The 22566-nt window shown below is 62.7% G+C and carries 18 protein-coding genes; 14 read left to right on the plus strand and 4 right to left on the minus strand.

What is annotated here, in order from left to right; all coding sequences use genetic code 11:
• Window positions 1-55 precede the first annotated feature (55 nt).
• From pgi to KZO83_RS09485, 11 genes are all read left to right on the plus strand, one after another.
• Window positions 56-1735: a glucose-6-phosphate isomerase gene (gene pgi / locus KZO83_RS09435; RefSeq protein ID WP_247620588.1), complete on the plus strand. Its 1680-nt coding sequence runs from the start codon at window positions 56-58 to the stop codon at window positions 1733-1735.
• Window positions 1736-1763: 28 nt separating this feature from the next.
• Window positions 1764-2441: a YqiA/YcfP family alpha/beta fold hydrolase gene (locus KZO83_RS09440; RefSeq protein ID WP_247620589.1), complete on the plus strand. Its 678-nt coding sequence runs from the start codon at window positions 1764-1766 to the stop codon at window positions 2439-2441.
• A 10-nt stretch (window positions 2442-2451) separates the two neighbouring features.
• Window positions 2452-4332, plus strand: coding sequence for a DNA topoisomerase IV subunit B (gene parE / locus KZO83_RS09445; protein WP_247620590.1), 1881 nt, complete (start codon window positions 2452-2454; stop codon window positions 4330-4332).
• A gap of 177 nt (window positions 4333-4509) precedes the next feature.
• Window positions 4510-6765: a DNA topoisomerase IV subunit A gene (gene parC / locus KZO83_RS09450; protein WP_247620591.1), complete on the plus strand. Its 2256-nt coding sequence runs from the start codon at window positions 4510-4512 to the stop codon at window positions 6763-6765.
• 109 nt (window positions 6766-6874) lie between these two features.
• Window positions 6875-8098, plus strand: coding sequence for a phosphoserine phosphatase SerB (serB, locus tag KZO83_RS09455; RefSeq protein WP_247620592.1), 1224 nt, complete (start codon window positions 6875-6877; stop codon window positions 8096-8098).
• 119 nt (window positions 8099-8217) lie between these two features.
• Entirely contained in the window at window positions 8218-9930 is a 1713-nt protein-coding gene (locus KZO83_RS09460) for an HD domain-containing phosphohydrolase (protein ID WP_247620593.1), read from the plus strand.
• Window positions 9931-10009: 79 nt separating this feature from the next.
• A complete protein-coding gene (locus KZO83_RS09465) occupies window positions 10010-11053 on the plus strand; it encodes a M4 family metallopeptidase (protein ID WP_247620594.1) in 1044 nt (347 codons plus the stop codon).
• Window positions 11050-11403, plus strand: a complete 354-nt coding sequence (locus tag KZO83_RS09470; protein ID WP_246940747.1) for a protealysin inhibitor emfourin — start codon at window positions 11050-11052, stop codon at window positions 11401-11403. The genes KZO83_RS09465 and KZO83_RS09470 overlap by 4 nt, the downstream gene beginning before the upstream one ends.
• Window positions 11404-11793: 390 nt before the next feature.
• Window positions 11794-13509, plus strand: coding sequence for a 2-isopropylmalate synthase (leuA, locus tag KZO83_RS09475; protein ID WP_247620595.1), 1716 nt, complete (start codon window positions 11794-11796; stop codon window positions 13507-13509).
• A gap of 7 nt (window positions 13510-13516) precedes the next feature.
• Window positions 13517-13978: a DUF3465 domain-containing protein gene (locus KZO83_RS09480; protein WP_247620596.1), complete on the plus strand. Its 462-nt coding sequence runs from the start codon at window positions 13517-13519 to the stop codon at window positions 13976-13978.
• Between the two features lie 78 nt (window positions 13979-14056).
• Complete coding sequence (locus KZO83_RS09485) at window positions 14057-14650, plus strand: DUF4202 domain-containing protein (protein ID WP_247620597.1); 594 nt, start codon at window positions 14057-14059, stop codon at window positions 14648-14650.
• Between the two features lie 29 nt (window positions 14651-14679).
• On the opposite strand, the gene epmB is transcribed toward KZO83_RS09485, so the two are convergent.
• Window positions 14680-15738 (minus strand): EF-P beta-lysylation protein EpmB, encoded by a 1059-nt coding sequence (gene epmB / locus KZO83_RS09490; protein WP_247620598.1) that lies wholly within the window; start codon window positions 15736-15738, stop codon window positions 14680-14682.
• Between the two features lie 110 nt (window positions 15739-15848).
• On the opposite strand from epmB, the gene efp reads away from it, so the two are divergent.
• Together efp and epmA are read left to right on the plus strand one after the other, a co-directional pair.
• Complete coding sequence (gene efp / locus KZO83_RS09495) at window positions 15849-16415, plus strand: elongation factor P (RefSeq protein WP_040242404.1); 567 nt, start codon at window positions 15849-15851, stop codon at window positions 16413-16415.
• Between the two features lie 110 nt (window positions 16416-16525).
• Complete coding sequence (gene epmA, locus KZO83_RS09500; RefSeq protein ID WP_247620599.1) at window positions 16526-17500, plus strand: EF-P lysine aminoacylase EpmA; 975 nt, start codon at window positions 16526-16528, stop codon at window positions 17498-17500.
• Window positions 17501-17669: 169 nt separating this feature from the next.
• Here the strand turns inward: epmA and asd are convergent, their stop codons facing one another.
• Window positions 17670-18506, minus strand: coding sequence for an archaetidylserine decarboxylase (gene asd, locus KZO83_RS09505; protein WP_040243170.1), 837 nt, complete (start codon window positions 18504-18506; stop codon window positions 17670-17672).
• 101 nt (window positions 18507-18607) lie between these two features.
• Window positions 18608-19438 (minus strand): sulfurtransferase, encoded by an 831-nt coding sequence (locus tag KZO83_RS09510; protein ID WP_247620600.1) that lies wholly within the window; start codon window positions 19436-19438, stop codon window positions 18608-18610.
• A gap of 163 nt (window positions 19439-19601) precedes the next feature.
• Here KZO83_RS09510 and KZO83_RS09515 point away from each other — a divergent pair, with 163 nt between their 5' ends.
• Complete coding sequence (locus KZO83_RS09515) at window positions 19602-20936, plus strand: NCS2 family permease (protein ID WP_247620601.1); 1335 nt, start codon at window positions 19602-19604, stop codon at window positions 20934-20936.
• Between the two features lie 46 nt (window positions 20937-20982).
• Here KZO83_RS09515 and KZO83_RS09520 read toward each other — a convergent pair whose 3' ends face one another.
• Window positions 20983-22479: a RimK family protein gene (locus KZO83_RS09520; RefSeq protein ID WP_247620602.1), complete on the minus strand. Its 1497-nt coding sequence runs from the start codon at window positions 22477-22479 to the stop codon at window positions 20983-20985.
• Window positions 22480-22566: the final 87 nt, after the last annotated feature.

Genomic DNA, 22566 nt, shown 5'->3' on the forward strand with positions numbered 1-22566 from the left:
CCGGGGCTGTGCATCCGCGGGGCCATTAGCGAGCTTGTCAAGGAGAGTACGAGTCATGACCCAGTCAACCATGATCCACCATTCACCGGCCTGGCAAAGGCTCGCCGCGCATGCCACTGAGATGCGTGATGTGCATCTCAAGAGCCTGTTCACCGAGCATTCCGGCCGTCATGCACGCTTCACGCGACGCGGGGTGGGGCTGACGCTGGATCTGTCCAAACATCGCTGGCGTGACGAGACGCTTGCGATGCTACTCGAGCTGGCCCGCGAGGCGGATCTCGAGGGCGCCATCGCGCGTTTGCAAAACGGCGATCGGGTCAATCTCTCCGAGGATCGCCCGGCCTTGCATACCGCCTTGCGTCTACCAGCCGATGCTAGCCTGGTGGTCGAGGGCGAGGACGTCGTGCCCGATGTCCATGAAACGCTGGCCCGCATGCAAGCGATGGTCGAGAAATGCCACGCCGGCCAATGGCGCGGCGCCACGGGACGGCCGATCACCGATGTGGTGAACCTGGGTGTCGGCGGTTCCGATCTGGGGCCTTTGATGGTGACCCACGCCCTGGCCGATTACCGGCCACGCGACGTACATCAAGTCGACATTCATTTCGCCTCGACCATGGACGGCTCGCAACTCGCCGACTACCTGACCCGGTTCAATCCTGCCACCACGCTGTTCGTGCTGTCATCGAAGTCGTTCACCACCATCGATACGCTGTCCAACGCCTCGACCGCGCGTGACTGGTTGATGACGCGCTTGACCGATGGCGATCAAGACACCGAGATGAGCGAGTTGGTGATGCGCCAGCATTTCATCGGTGTCTCGGCCAAGCCCGAGAAGATGAGCGAGTGGGGCATCGATCCGCGTCATCAGTTGCGCTTCTGGGAATGGGTCGGCGGTCGTTATTCGCTATGGGGGGCCATTGGCTTGCCCATCGCGTTGGCAGTGGGCATGGACAACTTCCGTGAACTGCTGGCGGGCGCTCACGACATGGACCGCCATTTCCGTGAGACACCGCTCGAGGACAACCTGCCGGTGCTGCTGGCCTTGGCGGGCATCTGGAACGTTAACTTCCTCGACGTGCGCGCGCATTCGATTCTGCCCTACGATGGCCGGCTCGAGTATTTCGCCAGCTATCTCGAGCAGTTGGAGATGGAATCCAACGGCAAGTCGGTCACCAATAGTGGCGAGATCACGCCGTATTCCACCTGCCCAGTATTGTGGGGACAGCTAGGTCCCAATGCGCAACACGCCTTCTATCAGTTGCTGCATCAGGGAACCCAGGCGGTGGAGTGCGATTTCATCGCCCCGGTGCGACGTTATGATCGAGTCGAAGATCCGGCTACGCGAGCGCACCTCAAGGCCCAGCACCGTTTGACGCTGGCCAACTGCGTTGCCCAGTCACGAGTCTTGATGCTGGGGGACGAAGCCTTGCCCAGCGATGCCCCGCGCCCCAGTCACAAGCGTTACCGCGGCAACCAGCCCTCGACCACGCTGCTGCTCGATCGCCTGACACCGCGCACGCTGGGCTCGCTGATTGCGCTCTACGAGCACAAGGTGTTCGTGCAAGCCACCCTCTGGGACATCAACCCCTTCGATCAGTGGGGCGTGGAACTGGGCAAGCAGATCGCCTCCGAAACCGAGCAGATTCTGGCCTCGCGGCGCGGTGCTGAGACGCTGGACGATTCCAGCCGAGGCCTGCTCGATGTCGTATGGCAAGCACAGGACGGAACATGACACTGGCTGTTTGTACAGGTTGTGCGGTATGCTGACGATGCCCGTGGCCAATATGACGCCTGTGGCTAATATGACGCCCGTGGCTAATATTCTGTATCTGCACGGTTTCAACAGTGGCGCGGCGTCGCCCAAGGCGCGCTTGATCGCGGCCACCTGCGAGCGTTTGGCGAGCGAGGATGTGGCGCCACCTCGGTGTGTCACGCCGCAATTGCCGCATCGCCCCGATGAAGCCTTGGCATGCGCTGAGCGCGAGTTGCATGCCCTGGGCAATAACACCTTGCTGATCGGCAGTTCGATGGGCGGCTTTCTAGCCACCTGCCTGGCCGAACGCTTCGGAGTGCGCGCGGTGTTGATCAACCCCGCGGTGCGTCCGGCACGGTTGGTGACACAGTGGATGGGCGCTCCGCTGGAGAATCCCTATACCCACGAACGCTTCACCATCGACGAGCGCCATGGCGAAGCACTCGAGGCGATGACGCCCGCCGCCGTCATCGACCCGGGCCGCTATCAAGTGCTGCTGGGCAGCGCCGATGAAACACTGAATTGCCGCGATGCGCTAACTTTTTATGCCGGTGCTTCGATGCTCGTGCATCCTAGCGGCGATCACGGTTTCAGTGCCCTGGCCGATTATTTGCCGGCCATCTTCGCGCATGGTGGTTGGACGCTGCCCGCCCGATCGTACGCGCGCTCTGACGAACTCACTTAATGGACAACGCATGACGCAATACAGTGCCAGTTCCATCGAGGTCCTGTCGGGACTCGACCCGGTGCGCAAGCGCCCCGGAATGTACACCGATACCAGTCGCCCCAACCACCTCGTGCAGGAGGTCATCGACAACAGCGTCGACGAGGCGCTGGCCGGACACGCGCGCCACATCCGCGTGCGCCTGCATGACGACGGCGGCATCGAAGTTAGCGACGACGGGCGTGGCATGCCCATCGACATGCACCCCGAGCATGGGGTCTCAGGCGTCGAACTCATCTTGACCCGACTGCATGCGGGCGGGAAGTTCTCCCAATCGAGTTACCGCTTTTCGGGCGGTCTGCACGGTGTCGGGGTGTCGGTGGTCAATGCGCTGTCGCGGCGTCTGGAAATCGAGGTCTGCCGCGACGGCGACCGCCACGGCATAGCCTTCGCCCATGGCGACAAGGTAGAGGAACTCGCCGTCATCGGGTCGTGTACCAAGAAGACCACGGGCACGGTGCTGCGCTTCTGGCCCGACGAGAGTTATTTCGATAGTCCTAAGCTCTCGCTACCGCGTCTTCAGCACCTGCTGCGCGCCAAGGCGGTCCTCTGCCCTGGGCTCGAGGTGACATTGGTGGATACCGACGGCAGCGAGAGCGTCTGGCAATACGCCGACGGCTTGCGCGATTACCTGGCCCAGGCGACCGACGATGTCGAGGCGCTACCCAGCTCGCCGTTTCTCGGCCATTTCGAGGACGATGATCAGGGCGTCGACTGGGCAATCCAGTGGCTCCCCGAAGGCGGCGAATTACTGCAAGAGTCCTACGTCAACCTGATTCCCACACCGCTCGGCGGGACGCACGTCAATGGCTTGCGCTCGGGGCTGCTCGAGGCGCTGCGTGAATTCTGCGAATACCGCAGCCTGCTGCCGCGCGGGGTCAAATTGACCGGCGATGATCTGTGGGAGCGTGTCGCCTTCGTGCTCTCCGTGAAGCTGCTCGATCCCCAGTTCGCCGGCCAGACCAAGGAACGACTCTCCTCGCGCGTGGTGGCGGGCTTCGTCTCCGGCGTCGTCAAGGACGCCTTCTCTTTGTGGCTCAACCATCACGTCGACCAAGCCGAGGCGTTGGCCGAACTGGTGATCAATGCCGCCCAGCGGCGCCAGAAGAGTGCCAAGAAGGTGGCGCGCAAGAAGGTGACCTCCGGTCCCGCCTTGCCGGGTAAGCTTGCCGACTGCGCAGGGCAGGACCCGGCGGCCTCCGAGCTGTTTCTGGTCGAGGGCGATAGCGCTGGCGGCAGCGCCAAACAGGCGCGAGATCGTGAGACGCAGGCGATCCTCCCGCTGCGTGGCAAGATCCTCAATACCTGGGAAGTCGAGGCGCACGATATCTACAGCTCCCAGGAGGTCCACGACATCGCCGTGGCCATCGGCATGGACCCCGGCAGCGACGATCTCACCAAGCTGCGTTATCACAAGATCTGCATCCTCGCCGATGCCGACTCCGACGGCCTGCACATCGCAACCCTGCTGTGCGCGTTGTTCGTGCGTCACTTCCCCGCGCTGGTCGATGCTGGCCATGTGTTCGTGGCCATGCCGCCGCTGTATCGCATCGACCTGGGCAAGGAAGTCCACTATGCCCTCGACGAAAGCGAGAAGGCTGCCATCTTGAAACGCCTCGAAGGCAAGCGTGGCACGCCGAACGTTCAGCGCTTCAAGGGCCTTGGCGAAATGAGCCCATTGCAGTTGCGTGAAACCACCATGGCCGCCGATACGCGTCGCCTTGTGCAACTGACCCTCGCTACGGACGACGGCACCCGCGAGATGATGGATATGTTGCTGGCCAAGAAGCGTGCCGGCGACCGCAAGAACTGGCTCGAGGATTACGGCAACCTCGCCGATATCGAGGTGTAAGAAGGAAGATGGAAGAGATAAGGACGAAGAACTAAGAAGGCAGACGTGAGAGGGAAGGGAAACGATGCGTTTATCTTCCCTCTCAAGGCGCGAAGCGCCGTTCTTCTCTCTTCAAGCTATGTTTCGTGCGGGCACTGTCCGCGAAGTTTCCATGATGGTAGATAGGGCCCCAAACCCATGACCATGGATATCCATGTCGAGGAAGGCGACGTCGAACGGCTTTCCCTCAAGGAATACACCGAGAAGGCGTACCTCGATTATTCGATGTACGTGATTCTCGACCGTGCGCTGCCGCATATCGGCGATGGCATGAAGCCGGTGCAACGGCGCATCGTCTATGCCATGCGCGAGTTGTCGCTGACGGCGAGCGCCAAGTACAAAAAGTCGGCGCGTACCGTTGGCGACGTGCTGGGTAAGTTCCATCCACACGGCGACAGCGCCTGTTACGAGGCGATGGTGTTGATGGCGCAGTCGTTCAGCTATCGCTATCCACTGGTCGACGGCCAGGGCAATTGGGGGAGTCCCGACGATCCCAAGTCGTTCGCGGCGATGCGCTATACCGAGGCGCGACTGTCGAAATTCTCCGAAGTGCTGCTCTCCGAACTCGGCCAGGGCACCGTCGACTGGACGCCCAACTTCGATGGCACCCTCGACGAGCCGGCCGTGCTGCCGTCGCGTTTGCCGCACGTGTTGCTCAATGGCGCGACCGGTATCGCGGTGGGCATGGCCACCGACATTCCGCCTCATAACGTGCGCGAAGTCGTGGACGCGACCTGCCATTTGCTGCGCCATCCCGAGGCCAGCGTCAGTGACCTGATGCGTTACGTGCCGGCGCCGGATTTCCCCACCGAAGCGGAAATCATCAGTTCGCCGGCCGATCTCGGCAAGCTCTACGAGAGTGGGCGCGGCTCGGTGAAACTGCGCGGGCGCTATACGCTGGAAGAGGGCAATGTGGTGGTTACCGCACTGCCCTATCAGGTCAGCGGCGCCAAGGTGCTCGAGCAGATCGCCGCGCAGATGCAAGCCAAGAAGCTACCCATGGTGGCGGACTTGCGTGACGAATCGACCCACGAGACGCCCACGCGTCTGGTGCTGGTGCCGCGCTCCGGCAAGGTCGATGTCGAGGCACTGATGGCGCACCTGTTCGCCACCACCGATCTCGAGAAGAACGTGCGCGTCAACCTGAACGTGATCGGGCTGGATGGCCGGCCGCGCGTCATGGCACTCCACGCCATCCTGGGCGAGTGGCTGCGGTTCCGTCGGGCGACGGTGCGCCGCCGACTCGAACACCGCCTCAAGAAGGTCGAGGACCGCCTGCATATCCTTGAAGGCTTGCTGGCGGCGTATCTCGATATCGATGAGGTGATCCGTATCATCCGCGAGGAGGACGAGCCCAAACCGGGATTGATTAACGCCTTCGGGTTGTCCGAGCGTCAAGCCGAAGCGATTCTCGAGCTGCGTTTGCGGCATCTGGCCAAGCTCGAAGAGTTCAAGATTCGCGGCGAGCAGGACGAGCTGAGCGCCGAACGCGAACGCCTCAAGGAACTGCTGGGCAACGATGAGGCGCTGACTGACCTGATCGAGCGCGAATTGCGCCAGGACGCCGACGACTATGGCGATGCACGCCGCGCGCCGCTCGTCGAACGCGGCGAAGCCAAGGCCTTGTCCGAGGTCGAGCTGGTAGGCGCCGATCCGATTACCGTGGTGCTCTCCGAAAAAGGCTGGATTCGCAGTGCCAAGGGCCATGAGATCGACCCTGCAGGACTTTCCTACAAGGCGGGCGACAGTTTTCATCTGGCCGCACGGGGCAAGTCCAATCAACCGCTGGTACTGCTCGATGACGCTGGACGCAGCTATACGCTGCCTGCACATAACCTGCCCTCGGCCCGCAGCCAAGGTGAGCCCATCACGGGACGCATCAATCCCGGCGCCGGCGCGAGCATGGTCGGCGTCATGCTCGATGTCCCCGAAGCACGCTATGTGCTGGCATCCGATGGGGGCTATGGTTTCATCGCTCGGCTCGATGACTTGATCGGCAAGAGCAAGGCGGGCAAGGCCGCGCTCAGCGTGCCCAAGGGGTGCAGTGTCATGCCGCCTGTCGCGGTGGCGGAAGGAGAAGACACGCGCATCGCCGTGGTCTCCAACGAAGGACGTTTGCTGGTGTTCCCGCTCGAGCAACTGCCGGTCATGGCCAAGGGCAAGGGCAACAAGATGATCGATATTCCCGGCGCGCGCGCCGCCAACCGGGAAGAGTTCGTGCGTGATCTCGCCATGCTGCCCGCCGGCGCTTCGCTGGTGGTTCACGCCGGTAAACGCAAGCAGACGCTCTCGAGTCGCGATCTCGACTATTACGTCGGTGAGCGTGGCCGCCGGGGCAGCAAGTTGTCGCGAGGCTTCCAGAAAGTCGACCGCTTAGAAGTCGAAGAGAAATAGAAGAAGGAAGGCAGAAGAGGAAAGACGAAAGGTGGGATATTGTGGTTTTCTTCCCTCTTTCAGGCGCGTGGCGCCGCTCTTTCTTCTTACATCTAGATCCAGAGGTGATATGACACAGCGGTTATTGATTCGCGCCGGCGGCCCCGACCATCCGGGCCAGTTGGCAGCGCTAGGCGCGGCCTTGATGGAATGCCAGGCGCGACTTGTGGACATTCACCAGCACAGTGCGTTGGGCCACGTTGCCTTCGAGATGCTGGTGAATGCCGAGGTAGGCGCCAATGCCTTCAAATCGCAACTGATCGAGCATCTCGCCGCGAAAGGCCTGGCTCAACGGGGACTTGCCGTCGAGGTCGAAGCGGTAGCGGCGGACACAGGGCAACACCTGCAGGCTCAGGCCGAGATGCCGCGCTTGATACTGACCTTGCTGGCGCCTCGGCTGCCCTCGGGGATTCTCGCCGACGTCGGTGAGCTGGCGGCGTCGCATGGGTTGAGCGTCGAGCGTATTGAGCGATTGTCGGGAGGCGACTCCCTCGATGAACAACCTCCTCATGGCGCCTGCGTGGAGTTCATCCTGCGCGGGGCGGCGGTCGAGTTGCCCCGTCTGCGCGAACAGGCCCTGGCGCTGGGTGAGCGCCAGGGCGTTGATGTTGCCATTCAGGAAGACTCCTTGTGGCGCCGACATCCAAGGCTAATTTGCTTCGACATGGACTCGACCCTGATCCAGGCCGAGGTGATCGACGAGCTGGCTCGCCGGCACGGTGTCTACGATGAAGTGGCCGCCGTCACCGAGCGTTCCATGCGCGGCGAGCTGGATTTCAAGCAGAGCTTCCGCGAGCGCATGGCCAAGCTGGAGGGGCTCGACGAGTCGGTGTTGCGCGAGATTGCCGAGACCCTGCCGCTGATGGATGGCGTCGAACGCTTGATGACGCATCTCAAGCGCCTGGGCTATCGCACTGCGATCATCTCCGGTGGGTTCACCTATTTCGCGCGCTATCTGCAGGAGCGCCTGGGTTTCGACGAGATTCACGCCAACGAACTGGTGATCCACGCGGGCAAGATCACCGGCGAGGTGCGCGAGCCGATCATCGATGCCGAGCGCAAGGCCTGGTGGTTGGGCGAAATCGCGCGGCGCGAAGGGTGGGACATGGCGCAGACCATTGCCGTGGGCGACGGCGCAAACGACCTCAAGATGCTGGAAAGCGCTGGGCTGGGCATTGCTTTCCGCGCCAAGCCGCTGGTGCGCCAACAAGCACGGCAGTCGATCAGCACGCTGGGGCTGGACGCCGTGTTGTACCTGTTGGGCTATCATGAAGATGAGCTGACTCGACTGTAGTCGCGGCTAGGCACTATTCAAGTCTTGCATGATATAGTCGATAACAGATTACATATCCTTACACGAGCACGCCGCGTGACGGAGGTGCTCGTTTTCGTTTCGTCAGCATCGAGACCTCAATGTCGTCACCCGATTCCGCACCAACCCAAGACGTCACGCATCCCGGCGAACTTTACGGCTTTCTCGAGGCCCTTACCCTACCCGGGGGCGCGAGTCTGTGCTTCGAGAGTGGTGACGGAACGCCGTGGCCTGTGGTGGTCATGGATATCGTTCAGGAGGACTCGCTGTGCCTGGATGTCTCGGCGGTCCGCGAGATCATTCCTCGGCTACGGCGCGGTGAGACATTCCAACTGATGGGGCAGGTCGATGGCGCGATGCTGACCACCCAGACACTCGCGGTGAATGAATGGCGCGAGCAGGGGGAGCGCCTGCAGGTGGTATGCGATTATCCGCAGGCGGTGTCCGTGATGCATCGGCGTCAGAGCTTTCGTGCCGCGTTGCGCGCAGGCATGGAGGTCAGCGTCTTATTGCGCGTGGCGGGGGAAGAAACGTCATACGAAGGACGGCTTTGCAATCTCTCCTTGGGGGGCTGTCTGATCGCGTTACCATTGGCCGCAGCGGCGGCGATCAAGCCCGAGAAGGCCATCGAGAGCATTCGTCTGACGTTTCCCAATCAGCGTCATTTCGAACTGCCGGCCAGCGTCCGTCACGTGCGCACCGACGAGGCATGGACGCAGGCGCAGGCGGGCTGCGAGTTCATCGGTTTGTCGCCCGCGATGGAGCGTCTGGTGTGGTACTGCGTGAAGGAGATCGAGCGCGAAAGCGCGCGTACCGTCATGCATACCGGCCGCCCCCTGGAACCTTCGACACTGTTTCAAATGCCTGACGCTGCCCGGCGTGACGTTTCGCGGCGGCAGCAGGCGCGATCGCAACCGGGAGGCGCAATGGCATCCCGGCTGCAGAAGGTCGCCGATTATCTCAACGCGCAATTGGTGCAGTTGAAAAGCGGCGAGCCGGTGGCCTCGACTCAGCTCTCGCGGAGTACCGACACGTTGCTGACGCTATGGCAGCAGGACCGTCAGGCGCTGCTATATGCGAGCGCGTGTCTCACCCAAGAGTCGCATCTGGTGCAGCATAGCCTGATGGTGGCCGTGCGCATGCTGGATCTTGCCCAGTCGCGACGCATGGCGCCTGAACGTCTCAAGGCGGTGGTGGCGTGTGTCCTGCTTCACGATCTGGGCAAAGGCATGCTGCCCGATGCCTTGTTGCGTGATGAAGTGCTGTGCCCAGAAGAGCAAGATCAACTCCACACCCATGTCGGTTTGATACGCGAGCGCCTGGACGATTGCCGTTGGCTAGATGGTGATGTCGTCGAGCAAGTCATCGGCATGGCCAACGAGCGACTCGATGGCAGCGGCTACCCAGCGGGCAAGCGGGGGGACGCATTGCCCGAGCTGGCGCGCATGATGGCGGTGGTCGATGTCGCCGACGTGATGACGCGCCCGCGCCCTGGACGTGCTGCCTGGACGCAGCGCGAGGTCTATCGCCATCTGCTGACACAGGACGAGGGCTTCGACAACACCTGGGTACAGCGTTATATCCGCCGTTTCGGCATGGCGCCGATAGGATCACTTGCGCTCTATGCCAACGGCGCCCTGGCATGGGTCCAGCGCCACGATGCGCATGGTACTCCAAGCCAGGTGCATGTCGTGCTCAATACCCGCAATCCCAAGCGGCGTCTCGACCAGCCGCTTAGTGGTAACGATCTCGACCAATTGGGTGGGCTGAAGGAAGCCGTCAATTCTGCCCGCTATCGCCTGACGCCGGTCTAGCGCGCCTCGTTGTGCTTGATTGGGCATCCTGAGCCACACTGCCTGGGTATGCCCGATAGGTGATCGAGGAACCAAGTTCATGTCAGATCCGAAGATTTCAGCGTGCGGCTTCATGCCGCCCCACGTACTCGAGCGCGTCGCGGCGCAGGGCTCGGTACGCCTACGTCGTTGTGCCCAGCAGACGCTCGAGGCCGATCACTGGTTTCGCCAGCGCGGCGCGCCGGCACCCCAGCGGGATGCTGCACGAGCCGTTGTCGGGCGCCCTGACCGCCGGATTCATTCCGCCGAGAATGAGCAGACGCTGCCGGGGCGCCTGGTGCGCGACGAAGGCCAGCCAACGAGTGGTGATCCGGCGGTGGACGAAGCTTATGAATGGCTAGGTGCGACCTATCGTTTCTACTGGGAGGTCTTCGAGCGCGATTCCATCGATGACAAGGGCATGCCGTTGATCGGCACCGTGCATTACGCTCGCGACTACGACAATGCGTTCTGGAACGGCTCGCAGATGGTCTTCGGCGACGGTGATGGCGAATTGTTTCGGCGCTTCACGGCGGCGCCGGAAGTCATCGCGCACGAATTGACTCATGGTGTGATCGAGCGCGATGTCGGCTTGATCTACGCCGATCAGGCCGGGGCGCTCAACGAGTCGCTGGCCGATGTGTTCGGAGTGCTGGCCAAGCAGTACCATGCCGGCCAATCGCCCCAGGCAGCCGATTGGCTGATCGGCGCGAATCTGTTGACCGACCAGGTGCAAGGTCAGGCCCTGCGCTCCATGAAAGCACCGGGGACGGCTTATGACGATCCCGTGCTGGGGCGTGATCCACAGCCGAGCCACATGCGCGATTTCGTCGACACGCAAGCCGACAACGGCGGTGTGCATATCAATTCAGGTATTCCCAACCGTGCGTTTTACCTTGCCGCGGTGGCCCTCGAGTCACCCGCGTGGGAAAGCGTGGGGCCGGTATGGTACGCAGCGATGCGCGACGCGGCATTGAGTCGAGAAGCGGATTTCGCGGCCTTCGCTGCCCTGACGCTCGATCACGCCGAGCGCCTGCACGGACTCGAGAGTCGCGAGCGTCGCGCGGTGGATGAGGCTTGGCGCGAGGTGGGCGTCGTCTCATGAGCGACACCGACGAGCTGCCTGTACTGTCGGGCGATACGCGTCTGGCAGTCACGCGAGAGGGCGGCTTCGCTTATCTACCGGGGTTGGCCGCGCCGCGCGAGATCGATTGCGACCGGCTGACGCCCTTGCAATGGGCGCGTCTCGACGCGGGGTTGCGAGCCTTGGTTGCGCTGCCCGAGGCGGAGCGTATGTCGCCCGACGGGCGTTTTTTCCGTCTCACGCTGTCCTCGCGCCGTACCGGGCAGCCACATTGGCAGCGCTGTCTCGACGAGCCGCATGCCCCGGCGTGGCTGGTGCGCCTGTGGCGAGACGGCCACGCGGCGCTCGATGAGGAGATGCCATCATCGTGAGTGGCGGTTGACAGTCATGCACGCAGCTGTTTAGTTAGCTATATGACGATCTTCGACATGCGACTACTACGTTTAGACCTACGACTTACCATCGGCCTATGAGCCGGCGGATGCCTCGTGCATCGTCACCCTCTCGGTCTAACGAAGCCCAGTCCAACGAAGAAAAATCCGCCATGTCGAATATCGCCACTCTCTCCCCGACCTCTCCGAATGCTGTTCGCCCCGTTGTCGGGCGTTCTTCAGTCCGCGCTGAGGATCGCGCGCCGATGTGTCATGTCATTGCCGACGCCCCGTGGTGCTTATCCGCTGCGGGGCGTCGTCGTGTTTCAGGGCGGGCGGGGAAGTGCTTCCGATTCCCGAAATTTGAACATCGCAGAAGGAGATAACGCCATGATGCTCCAGGATCCTTCCACCAAATATCGTCCCTTCGAGGCCGTCGACCTGCCCGATCGTCAGTGGCCGGCGCAGCGGATTACGCATCCGCCCGTGTGGTGCAGCGTGGACATGCGCGATGGCAACCAGGCGCTGATCGATCCCATGGATCTCGAGCGCAAGCGGCGCTTCTTCGACTTGCTGGTCAAGGCCGGCTTCAAGCAGATCGAGGTTGGCTTTCCCTCGGCCTCGCAGATCGATTTCGATTACGTGCGTGAGCTGATCGAGGACGACGCAATCCCCGACGACGTCACCATCCAGGTGCTGACCCAGGCGCGGCCGCACCTCATCGAGCGCACCTTCGAAGCACTGGAAGGCGTCAAGCGGGCCATCGTGCACGTCTACAATGCCACCGATCCGGTCTTCCGCCGGGTGGTATTCGGCGTCGATAAGACCGAGTGCATCCAGATCGCCAAGGACGCCACTGCGCAGATCAAGGACATGATGGCGGCCCGCCCGCAAACCGACTGGACCTTCCAGTATTCGCCGGAGCTCTTTACCTCGACCGAGCTGGACTTCGCCGTGGAAATCGTCGAAGCGGTTAGCGAGGTTTATGGGCCGACGCCGGCCAAACCGATGATCGTCAACCTGCCGGCAACCGTGGAAATCGCCACGCCCAATCACTATGCCGATCAGATCGAGTGGTTCTGCCGTCACGTCGCCCGGCGCGATAGCCTGGTGGTGAGCGTGCATCCGCACAATGATCGTGGCACCGGCGTGGCGGCGGCAGAGCTTGCGATGATGGCCGGCGCCGACCGCGTAGAAGGCACGCTGTTCGGCAATGGCGAGCGCACTGGCAACGTGGATATCGTCACCCTGGCGATGAACATGTACACCCAAGGCGTGCATCCTAAGCTCGACTTTTCAAACATCACGCCGCTGATGCGCGAGGTGGAGCACTGCAACCAGCTGCCGGTGCATCCACGCCATCCCTATGTCGGTGACTTGGTGTTCACGGCCTTCGCCGGCTCGCATCAGGATGCCATCAAGAAGGGCATGGCCGAGCGCCGCGACAATCCCGAGAGCCCCTGGGGCGTGCCGTACCTGCCCATCGACCCGCTCGACGTGGGGCGCTCCTACGAGGCGGTGATCCGCGTCAACAGCCAGTCGGGCAAGGGCGGAGTGTCCTATCTGCTCGAGCAGGAGCACGGCATCGAGTTGCCGCGTCGTCTGTCCATCGAATTCAGCCAGGTGGTGCAGACGGTGGCTGAGCGCACCGGACGCGAGATCACATCAGAAATGATCTATCGCACCTTCGAGGACGAATACCTCACCAGCCGTGATCCTTACGCACTGATCAATCATCGCTTGAGTTCGGATGACGATAGCCCTCGCGTGCGTCTCGACGCCCAGATCGATGAACAGGGCGAACGTCGCCATGTCACCGGAGAGGGTAACGGCCCCCTGGCGTCCTTCATCAAGGCGCTGGCGGCCCATGGGCTGGACGTCGAGATCATCGACTATCACGAGCATTCGCGCGGCCAGGGCGCCGATGCCGAGGCGGTGGCCTATGTCGAGGTGCGTGTCGAGCAGACGCCGGTATTCGGGGTCGGTGTCGACGAGAGCATCACCAGCGCTTCCATGAAGGCGGTGCTCGGGGCGCTGAATCGCCATTGGCGTACCCAGCAGGCGCCAGCACCTAATGTCACTGCCGAGACGCTCGGCGAGGCCTGAGATCGGCATGGACATGCGTCGCCGCGCGATCCTCCTCGGCCTGACGTTCGCGGCGGCGGTACTCGTGTTGGCCGGGGCGTTGGCGGTCCTGGCGCCATCGGTTTCGGCACCGTCGACTGGCGAGGGTGCGCGCTCGGGCGTCGTGACGCTACGCGAGGCCTACCAGGAGCACCACAGTGGGCTTCAGGTCGAGGCACGCGGCGAGGTGGTACGCGTGCTGCCGGATGACAATGAAGGTAGCCGCCATCAGCGCTTCATCCTGCGCCTGTCGAGCGGCCAGACCGTGCTCATCGCGCACAATATCGACCTGGCGCCCCGACTCGAGGGGCTGCGCGCGGGCGATATGGTGGGCTTCTTCGGTGAGTACGAATGGAACCCCGAGGGTGGGGTCGTGCACTGGACGCATCGCGACCCCGGCGGCGATCATCTCGACGGTTGGTTGGAATATCGCGGGCAGCGCTATCGATGAGTCTTATTTAGATATACACATTCTTAGATATACACATTCAGACACGCACGTTCGGGCACGTACCCTAAGGAGGTCAGCATGACCGAGAGCACGCCCTTTCAGCGCGCGCAGGCGGCTATGGATGCCGCCCATGCTGAGGATCCTAAGCGCGAGGCGACGGAGGGAACCGGCGAACGGCCCGCCGAGCTGCTCTATGCGCAGCGCATGAGCGACTGGCTGGCGCGGGTCGCTCCGGAGGCCTCGGAACCGTTGCAACTCGCGGTGCGCGCCCAGCATCTGCGGCGCTGGGAAGTGCCGCGCGACGATTACCCGCGCGATCGTCCCGGCTATCTAGCCTGGCGACGCGATCTAGGACGCCGCCAAGCGGCGTTGGCCGAGACGATCGTGCGCGAGGCAGGTTACGACGAGGCGGCGGTGGAGCATGTCGGCGCCTTGATCCGCAAGGAAAATCTCAAGCGTGACGCGGACACCCAAGCGCTGGAAGACACCGCTTGCCTGGTCTTCATGGCGCATTATTTCAGCGATTTCGCCCGCGAGCACGATGACGACAAGCTGGTGCGCATCGTCGCCAAGACCTGGCGCAAGATGTCCCCGCGTGGGCACGAGCTGGCATCAGCCCTGACGCTGCCCGAGCGGGAGCGCGAGATCGTGGCGCGAGCGCTGTCCGCCTGAGACCGGGGCCCTCGGAGCCGTCCAGAAACCTAGGCCAGTGGCGTCTTGCTGGCCTCCCCGGGAATCTCGCGCACCAGGCGCGGCATCAAAAAGCCGGCGAGGTGGGTGCGTAGGGTCTCGACCAGCGATACTGCCTCGGCATCGGATACGTCGAAATGCGCGGCGCCCTCGACGGGGTCGAGCACGTGCAAGTAATACGGCAGGATGCCGACGTCGAAAAGCCGCTCGGAAAGTTGGGCGAGGGTGTCGACGTCATCGTTGACGCCCCGCAGCAGCACGCTTTGATTGAGCAAGGTGACGCCGGCGCCGCGCAAGCGCGCCATCGCATCGGCGACATGTGTATCGATCTCGTTGGGATGGTTGATATGTACCACCATCACGGTTTGTAATCGCGTGGCTGACAGCCAGTCGAGCAGGGCGCCATCGACGCGGTCGGGAATCACCACCGGCAGGCGCGTGTGCAGGCGCAGGCGCTTGAGATGCGGTATGTCCGCCAGGCGCTCGGCCAGCCAGGCTAGGCGCCGGTCCGGCGAGGCCAGGGGGTCGCCGCCGGAGAAAATGGCCTCGTTGATCGAGGTGTCTTGGCGCAGGTAGTCGAGCGTGGACGCCCACTGCTCCCGCGAGGGCGAATTCTCGGCGTAGGGGAAGTGCCGGCGAAAGCAGTAGCGACAATTGATGGCGCAGGCCGGGCTGGCGATCAACAGCACCCGATTGCGATACTTGTGGATCAACCCCGGGCGCGGTCGGTGTTCGGCTTCCTTGAGTGGGTCGCTGACAAAGCCGGCGACGCTGTCGCTTTCCTGCTCGAGGGGTAACACCTGGCGTAGCAAGGGGTCGTCTGGGTCGCCATGACGAATGCGCGATAGATAGGCGTGCGGCACGCGTACCGGAAATAGGGCATGGCCTCCCTCGGCGCCCGGTAGCCAGGCGGGATCGAGCCCCAGGTGCCGACACAGTGCGTGCGGATCGCGTACCGCATCGCGCAACTGGGCTTGCCAGTCCTGGGAGTGCTGACGCGGGGTCAACGTGGCGCCTTTGCCGGACTCGGCATTCGCGCTCTGCAAAGCGATGGATGTTCGGGTTATCATGGGCGGCTATTTCCTATGGGCCTCGTGATGGCGGTGGTGTCATCCCATGACGAGGCGCATCGAGCAATCTGCGTAGCGCACGCTACGACGCATGCAACTAGCGAGGCATCATGGCGACGTATTCTACCAATGAATTCAAGGGCGGTCTGAAAGTCATGCTTGACGGGGATCCGTGCAGCATCCTCGAGAACGAGTTCGTCAAGCCGGGCAAGGGCCAGGCATTCAGCCGCGTCAAACTGCGCAACTTGATCACCGGTCGGGTCTGGGACCGGACCTTCAAGTCCGGCGAGTCGCTGGAAGGTGCCGATGTGCTGGAGCTGGACATGGAGTACCTCTACAGCGACGGCGACATGTGGCACTTCATGCGCACCGACGGCTCCTTCGAGCAGTATGCGGTCGACAAGAAGGCCATCGGCGACGTCGAGAAGTGGCTCAAGGAGCAGGTCGTCTACACCGTGACATTGTGGAACGACAACGCGATTGCCGTCTCGCCGCCCAACTTCATCGAGCTGGAAGTGGTCGAGACCGACCCCGGCCTCAAGGGCGACACGGCACAGGGCGGCTCCAAGCCGGCCACGCTGTCCTCCGGCGCGGTGGTGCGTGTGCCGCTGTTCATCAACGAAGGCGAAGTGCTCAAGGTCGATACGCGTAACGGCGAATACGTCTCGCGGGCGTAAGATCGGCTTCGAGCTTCGAGCGAAAAATGCCAGCGTCGCTGGCATTTTTCGTTTAAGGGCAGCACGCGCGATTTTCGTGGCTCGCGGCCCGAGACTTAAGGGGAGCCTGCATGTCTGACGATTGGCGGTCTACGGCGAGTATCGAGACACTGCGTGAGCGAGCGAGGCTATTGGCACGTGTGCGAGCGTTCTTCGCCGAGCGTGATGTGCTGGAGGTGGAAACCCCGGTGCTGGGCCATGGTGGCAGCACCGACCCACACCTGGCGAGCCTGTCGCTAGAGGCCACGACCCCGGGTGGTCGCGAACGGTTGTGGCTGCAGACCTCGCCGGAATTCCATATGAAGCGCTTGCTGGCGGCGGGCAGTGGCCCGATCTTTCAGCTGGCGCGTAGCTTCCGCGACGGCGAGGTGGGGTGTCGCCACAATCTCGAGTTCACCATGCTTGAATGGTATCGCCCGGGATTCTCGCTTTCCGCCCTGATCGACGAGACCCAGGCATTGATTCGCCACGTGCTGGGGCGCGATCCCGGGCCGTGTCGGCAACGCCGCTATCGGGAGCTGTTTCGCACTCAGGTGGGGCTCGATCCCTTCACTGCGTCGCTGACGACATTATGTCAGGTTGCCGAGCGCGAGACCGGCATGGACCTGCACGATGCCGAGCGCGATGCGTGCCTGGACGCGCTGATGGCCTTTGCCATCGAACCGCATCTCGGCCAAGAGGGGCTGGAGGTCGTCGTCGATTATCCGGCCAGTCAGGCGGCGCTGGCCCGCAAGCATCGCGATCCCGAAGATGGCGCGGTCGTCGCCGCGCGCTTTGAGGTCTACTGGCAAGGGGTGGAGCTGGCCAATGGTTACGATGAGCTCACCGATGCCGAGGAGCAGGCCGCGCGCTTTGTCGAGGATAATCGAGAACGCCAGCGGCTAGGGCACTGCGAGGTGGATGCCGATGTCCGACTGCTGGCGGCGCTCGAGGCGGGCATGCCATCCGGCAGCGGGGTGGCGCTGGGCATGGATCGTCTGATCCAACTGGCGTTGGGCAAGGCGAGCGTGGCGGAGGTGATGGCGTTTGCCACGCCACGCTGTTAGCACCGTGCTACTGGGAAACACAGCCTTAACGCCGCAAGTCGTCGCGCGGGGGGTGTAAATTCTCCCAGGGCGCTACGTTTTTGCCATCCCTGGCAAGAAGACCCTCGCTTCGCCTTGCCCCGAACGGCATGGTGACGCTCTCTCGGTCGTTCTGTCTCGGCAAATGGGCTCAGGAAGCGAGCGATTGCCCCATGCTGACGACCAGGCCGTCGGTGCAGACATCGCGAAATGCGACGTCGTGACCGAAGCACATCACCACGGTGGAGCCGAGTTTGAAGCGGCCCATTTCCTGTCCCTTCTCGATCACGATGGGCTCGTCGAAACGCGTCGTCTGGACACGCCCGCTGAGCGGGGTGACCTGACCCGCCCAGACCGTTTCGATGGCGGCGACGATCATCGCGCCCACCAACACCATCGCCAGCGGGCCGTGTTCGGTGTCGAACAGGCAGACTAGGCGCTCGTTGCGGGCGAAGAGCCCCGGCACGTGGTTGGCGGTGGCCTGATTGACCGAGAATAACCGCCCCGGCACATAGACCATTTCGCGCAGAGTGCCGGTGACGGGCATGTGCACGCGGTGGTAGTCGCGCGGCGACAGATAGACGGTGGCGAAGCTGCCGTCCCGAAAGGGCGCGGCCCGGTGGGTATCGCCCCCCAGCAGAGCGGTCAGGGAATAGGTGTGCCCCTTGGCCTGGACGAGGGTGCCGTTGTCGATGGAACCGAACTGCGACAGCGTGCCATCGGCGGGGGAGACGATGCCCTCGCCAATGGGCCGGGCATCCGCACGCAACGCCCGGGTGAAGAAGTCGTTGAAACAGGCGTAAGCCTCGGGATCGCTTTCGACGGCCTGGCTCATGTCGACGTCGAAGGTACGAATGAAACGCCGAATCGCCCAGTCCTTGAGCCATGGCGTGCGGCTCTCGGCGAGCTTGCCCACCCCACGCGAGATCAGGTGGTGGGGAAGGGGGTACTGCATTCTGGCGAAGAGTTCGTCGCGATCCACGGGCATATCCACGGCAAGGTCGAAAGGCATGCCACGATAGGGGCGTGGCGTCATGGGCGCAATAGCCCCTGGCATGCGTGCGTCGCCAGGGAATGATGGGGTGTGGCTTATTTCTCTATCGGCGTGTCGTCGCGGTTACCCCATTCCTGCCAGGAGCCGGGGTAGGCGCGCATCTTCTCGAAGCCCAGGGCCTTGCCGACCAGCCAGGTGAAGCCGCTGCGGTGGTGGCTCTGGCAGTGGGTGACGATCTCCATGTCCGGCGTCAGGCCTTTCGCCTCGAGTTCGGCGATGAGTTCGGCGTAATCGCGCAGGCGCAGGTGGCGTTCGGGGTCCATGGCGTCGGTCCATTCGAAATTGACGGCGCCGGGAATATGCCCCATGTGGGCGTTCTTGCCTTTTTCACCGCGATATTCGTCCGGTGAGCGGGCGTCCCAGACCGCGAGTTCACGCTCACTCAGGCGGTCGATGAGTTCCTCGCGGCGGATCTGAGCCTGGGGGTGATGGATGGTCGCCTGGTAATCGCTGGGCGAGGGCGTGTTGGGTTCGCGCTCGACGCGTTGCCCGTCGGCGCGCCAGGCATGAATGCCGCCGTTGAGGTAGGAATACCGGGTGTGGCCGAGGAGTTCCAGCGTCCACAGCAAGCGTCCGGCCCAGCCGCCGCCTTCATCGTCATAGGCGATGACGTGGGTGTCGCGGGTCAGGCCGAGTTCGGAAAAAAGCTTGGATAGCGCCTCTTCGTCAGGGATGTCGTTGGGTACCGTGCCGCTGCCGACGAGCAGGCGGCGATGGTCGAGAAACACCGCGCCGGGTACGTGGCCGTCGCTGTAGCTGTCGGCCTTGAGCGGTACATCGACGATCAATAGTTCCGGAGCGCCGAGATGCTCGGCGAGCTGCTCGGGCTCGACGATCAGCGGCAGCAGGTTGTCTTCTGAACTCATGGTCTTCTCCCGCGTGGACGTGGGGCGCGTGAATGCTTGTCAGATCATGGCACAAGCACGCGGCCTTGTGCAGCCATGATGTGGCTGGGGATGAGCATGAGGGGCGAGATTGGCTATACTGCGCGACGTCTCATCCCAACCCAACCTGTGTGGAGAACGCGACGTGTTCGAACGACTTTTCGGCATCCGGGCTCAGGGGAGTACCCCGCGCACCGAGATCCTGGCGGGGATCGCGACCTTTCTGGCCTCGATGTACATCATCGTCGTCAATCCGACGGTGCTCAGCGATGCCGGCGTGCCCTTTTCCAGTGCTTTGACTGCCACCGTACTGGTCAGTTTCTTCGGTAGTGTGATGATGGGGTTTTACGCTAAAAACCCCATCCTGGTGGCGCCTGGCATGGGCATCAACGCGCTGTTCGCCTACACCATGGTATTGGGGGCGGGCATGGAATGGCAGACCGCGCTGGGCTGCGTGTTCTGGGCTGGGGTCATCTTTGCGCTGCTGGCGGCATTCAATGCGCGTCAGTTGGTGATCGATGCGATTCCGGCGCAATTGCGTTACGCCATCGCCTGCGGCATCGGGCTATTCATCACCACCATCGGCTTGGTCAACGCGCAGTTTATCGTGCCCAATCCGGTCACCGTGGTGGGCATGTCTTCGCTCGACCCGGTGCTGGTGACGTTTCTCATCGGCTTCGCGGTTACCGCCTGGCTGGTGGTGCGCAATGTGCCTGGTGCGCTGATCCTGGGGATCGTCTTCACCACCTTGGCGAGCGTGCCCATCGGCCGCCTGTGGGGCGACGGCAGTCGTTACTTTCCCGAGGGCATGGCGTCGTCGACGCTGGTCAACTTCAATGGCGTTTTCTCGATGCCGGATCTCAGCGGTTTGATGGCGCTCGACCTATGGGGTTCGCTGTCGGTAGCGTATTGGCCGTTCATCTTCGTGTTGCTGTTCACGACTTTTTTCGACGCGCTTTCCACCTTCATGGGGGTTTCCGAGGCGGGTAACTTGAAGGATGCCGATGGCAATCCGCGCAACATTCGTCGCTCGATGATCGTCGATGCCAGCGCCGCGCTAATCTCTGGGCCGCTGGGAACCAGCCCGGCCAACGCCTATGTGGAATCCGCTGCGGGGATCAGCCAGGGCGGTCGCACCGGGCTCGTCGCGGTGGTGGTGGCGGTGCTGTTCCTGCCGTTTCTGTTCCTCTCGCCGCTGTTGTCGCTGGTGCCCGCGATCGCCACGGCGCCGGCCCTGATTCTGGTCGGCGTGTTCATGATGGACCCCATTCGCAAGATCCATTGGCACCAATTCGACGACGCCATCCCGGCCTTCGTCGCCATGGTGTTGATTCCCTTCACCTATTCGATCACGCACGGGATCGCTTTCGGCTTTTTAACGTTCGTGATCGTCAAGCTGGCGGTGGGCAAGACTCAAGAGATCAAGCCCACCATGTGGGTGTTGTTCGCGCTTTCGCTGTTGTTGCTGTTCGAAGGCTGAACGAGGTGTGTCGGCGCTGGCGTCCTCCGTGCCGGCACCGGTGTTGTCATAAGCGCGTTTCCGAGGTCGCGTGGCGCTCCAGACGCGCCAGGAACATATCCATGACGCGTGCGTATAGCCGTGCCCCGAGGTAAGCATCCTCGACACCGGCATCCAGGTTGGGGTTATCGTTGACCTCGATGACCACGACCCGCTCGCCGATCTGCTTGAGATCGACCCCGTAGAGGCCATCGCCGATCAGTCGCGTGGCCTTCAGTGCGGCCTTGAGAATCGCTTTGGGTACGTCCGAGGGAGGGTGCGTGGTAAAGCTGCCGCTGCGCACCCTCGGACGTGAGTGATCGTAGATCTGCCAGTGCCCGCGTGCCATGTAGTAGCGGCTGGCGAAAAGCACCTCACCATCCAGAATGCCGATGCGCCAGTCGAAATCGGTGGGCAGCCATTCCTGCAGCAACAGCAGCGCGGAGGAGGCGAACAAACGCGAAGCCTGCTCCTTGAGTTCGTCGAGCGAGGTGATCTTGACCACGCCTTTCGAGAACGCGCCGTCGGGCACCTTGAGGACCAGGGGAAAGTCGAGGCTGGTGACCTTGTGCGACAGTTGGCTCAGGTCATCGCGACTCAATAGCACGCCGCGCGGCGCGGGAACGCCGCGTGCACCGAGCAGTGCATGCAGGTAGACCTTGTTGGTACAGCGGAGTATCGACTGAGGGTCGTCGATGACCACTAGACCTTCGTGCTCGGCGCGTTTGGCCATGCGGTAGGTGTGATGGTCGAGCCGCGTGGTTTCACGAATGAACAAGGCATCGAACTCGGCCAGACGGCCTTCGTCCTTGCGGGTGATGAGACTGACATCAATGCCGCGTCGACGACCGGCACGAATGAATTGCTTGAGTGCACTCTTGTTGCTGGGCGGCATGGCCTCCTGAGGATCGATGAGAATCGCCAGATCGAAACGGTAGCGACGCCGAGCCTTGGGCGTGCGCCATACCTTGCGCGAATGTCGGTTCAAGGCCGCCGCGAAACGATCCTGCGCGCCGCCCTGCAAGGAAGTGAGCGCCAGAGGCTTGAGCCGGGTCAAGCGCCATGTGCCATGACGCTTCTGGAACTTGGCTCCCAGCAAGGGGCACGGCAGGCGCTCGAAGAGGCGTCGCGCCAAGCGGCCGAGTCCGTCGTGCTCGCATTCGCCGAACAGCACCGTAAGGCTTAGTTCATCGCCGCTCAGCGCGCTGCGCTTTTCGAGATCACGCATCATGGGTTCCAGCGATTCGAGCTGGAGGTCGATCAAGGCCTTGCGCGAGAGTTGGTTGAGCGTCTCGACCGAGGGTAGGACGCGCTGGCCGCGCGCCTGGGCAAGTAACGAGACATAGTAGCCCGTCTCCAGATAGTCGAGACCACGGCAGAGGTTGATGATATGCGTGGCATCGCGTGTCTTGTCGGGGGCGCTCGACTCCAGTGCCAGGAAATCGGCAGCGCTGATCAGGTCTTCGGTGGGGTAATAGGGTGACCAGTCGTCGAGGCGGTCGACGACGATACGCAGGCGGGACATAAACCTTCCTTGTGAAGGAGAAACGTCAATAGACCCTGAAAGGTCGTGTCTAGAATGGGCAGCGAGCCGCGTCTCGACAATAGCCCC

It is taken from the genome of Chromohalobacter moromii (assembly GCF_023091865.1).
GTDB lineage: Bacteria > Pseudomonadota > Gammaproteobacteria > Pseudomonadales > Halomonadaceae > Chromohalobacter > Chromohalobacter moromii.

Bases quoted from the DNA above. Each gene is read 5' to 3' on its own strand.
- pgi (WP_247620588.1), top strand. From the start codon at position 56: ATGACCCAGTCAACCATGATCCACCATTCACCGGCCTGGCAAAGGCTC.
- KZO83_RS09440 (WP_247620589.1), top strand. From the start codon at position 1,764: ATGCTGACGATGCCCGTGGCCAATATGACGCCTGTGGCTAATATGACG.
- parE (WP_247620590.1), top strand. From the start codon at position 2,452: ATGACGCAATACAGTGCCAGTTCCATCGAGGTCCTGTCGGGACTCGAC.
- parC (WP_247620591.1), top strand. From the start codon at position 4,510: ATGACCATGGATATCCATGTCGAGGAAGGCGACGTCGAACGGCTTTCC.
- serB (WP_247620592.1), top strand. From the start codon at position 6,875: ATGACACAGCGGTTATTGATTCGCGCCGGCGGCCCCGACCATCCGGGC.
- KZO83_RS09460 (WP_247620593.1), top strand. From the start codon at position 8,218: ATGTCGTCACCCGATTCCGCACCAACCCAAGACGTCACGCATCCCGGC.
- KZO83_RS09465 (WP_247620594.1), top strand. From the start codon at position 10,010: ATGTCAGATCCGAAGATTTCAGCGTGCGGCTTCATGCCGCCCCACGTA.
- KZO83_RS09470 (WP_246940747.1), top strand. From the start codon at position 11,050: ATGAGCGACACCGACGAGCTGCCTGTACTGTCGGGCGATACGCGTCTG.
- leuA (WP_247620595.1), top strand. From the start codon at position 11,794: ATGATGCTCCAGGATCCTTCCACCAAATATCGTCCCTTCGAGGCCGTC.
- KZO83_RS09480 (WP_247620596.1), top strand. From the start codon at position 13,517: ATGGACATGCGTCGCCGCGCGATCCTCCTCGGCCTGACGTTCGCGGCG.
- KZO83_RS09485 (WP_247620597.1), top strand. From the start codon at position 14,057: ATGACCGAGAGCACGCCCTTTCAGCGCGCGCAGGCGGCTATGGATGCC.
- epmB (WP_247620598.1), bottom strand. From the start codon at position 15,738: ATGATAACCCGAACATCCATCGCTTTGCAGAGCGCGAATGCCGAGTCC.
- efp (WP_040242404.1), top strand. From the start codon at position 15,849: ATGGCGACGTATTCTACCAATGAATTCAAGGGCGGTCTGAAAGTCATG.
- epmA (WP_247620599.1), top strand. From the start codon at position 16,526: ATGTCTGACGATTGGCGGTCTACGGCGAGTATCGAGACACTGCGTGAG.
- asd (WP_040243170.1), bottom strand. From the start codon at position 18,506: ATGCCCGTGGATCGCGACGAACTCTTCGCCAGAATGCAGTACCCCCTT.
- KZO83_RS09510 (WP_247620600.1), bottom strand. From the start codon at position 19,438: ATGAGTTCAGAAGACAACCTGCTGCCGCTGATCGTCGAGCCCGAGCAG.
- KZO83_RS09520 (WP_247620602.1), bottom strand. From the start codon at position 22,479: ATGTCCCGCCTGCGTATCGTCGTCGACCGCCTCGACGACTGGTCACCC.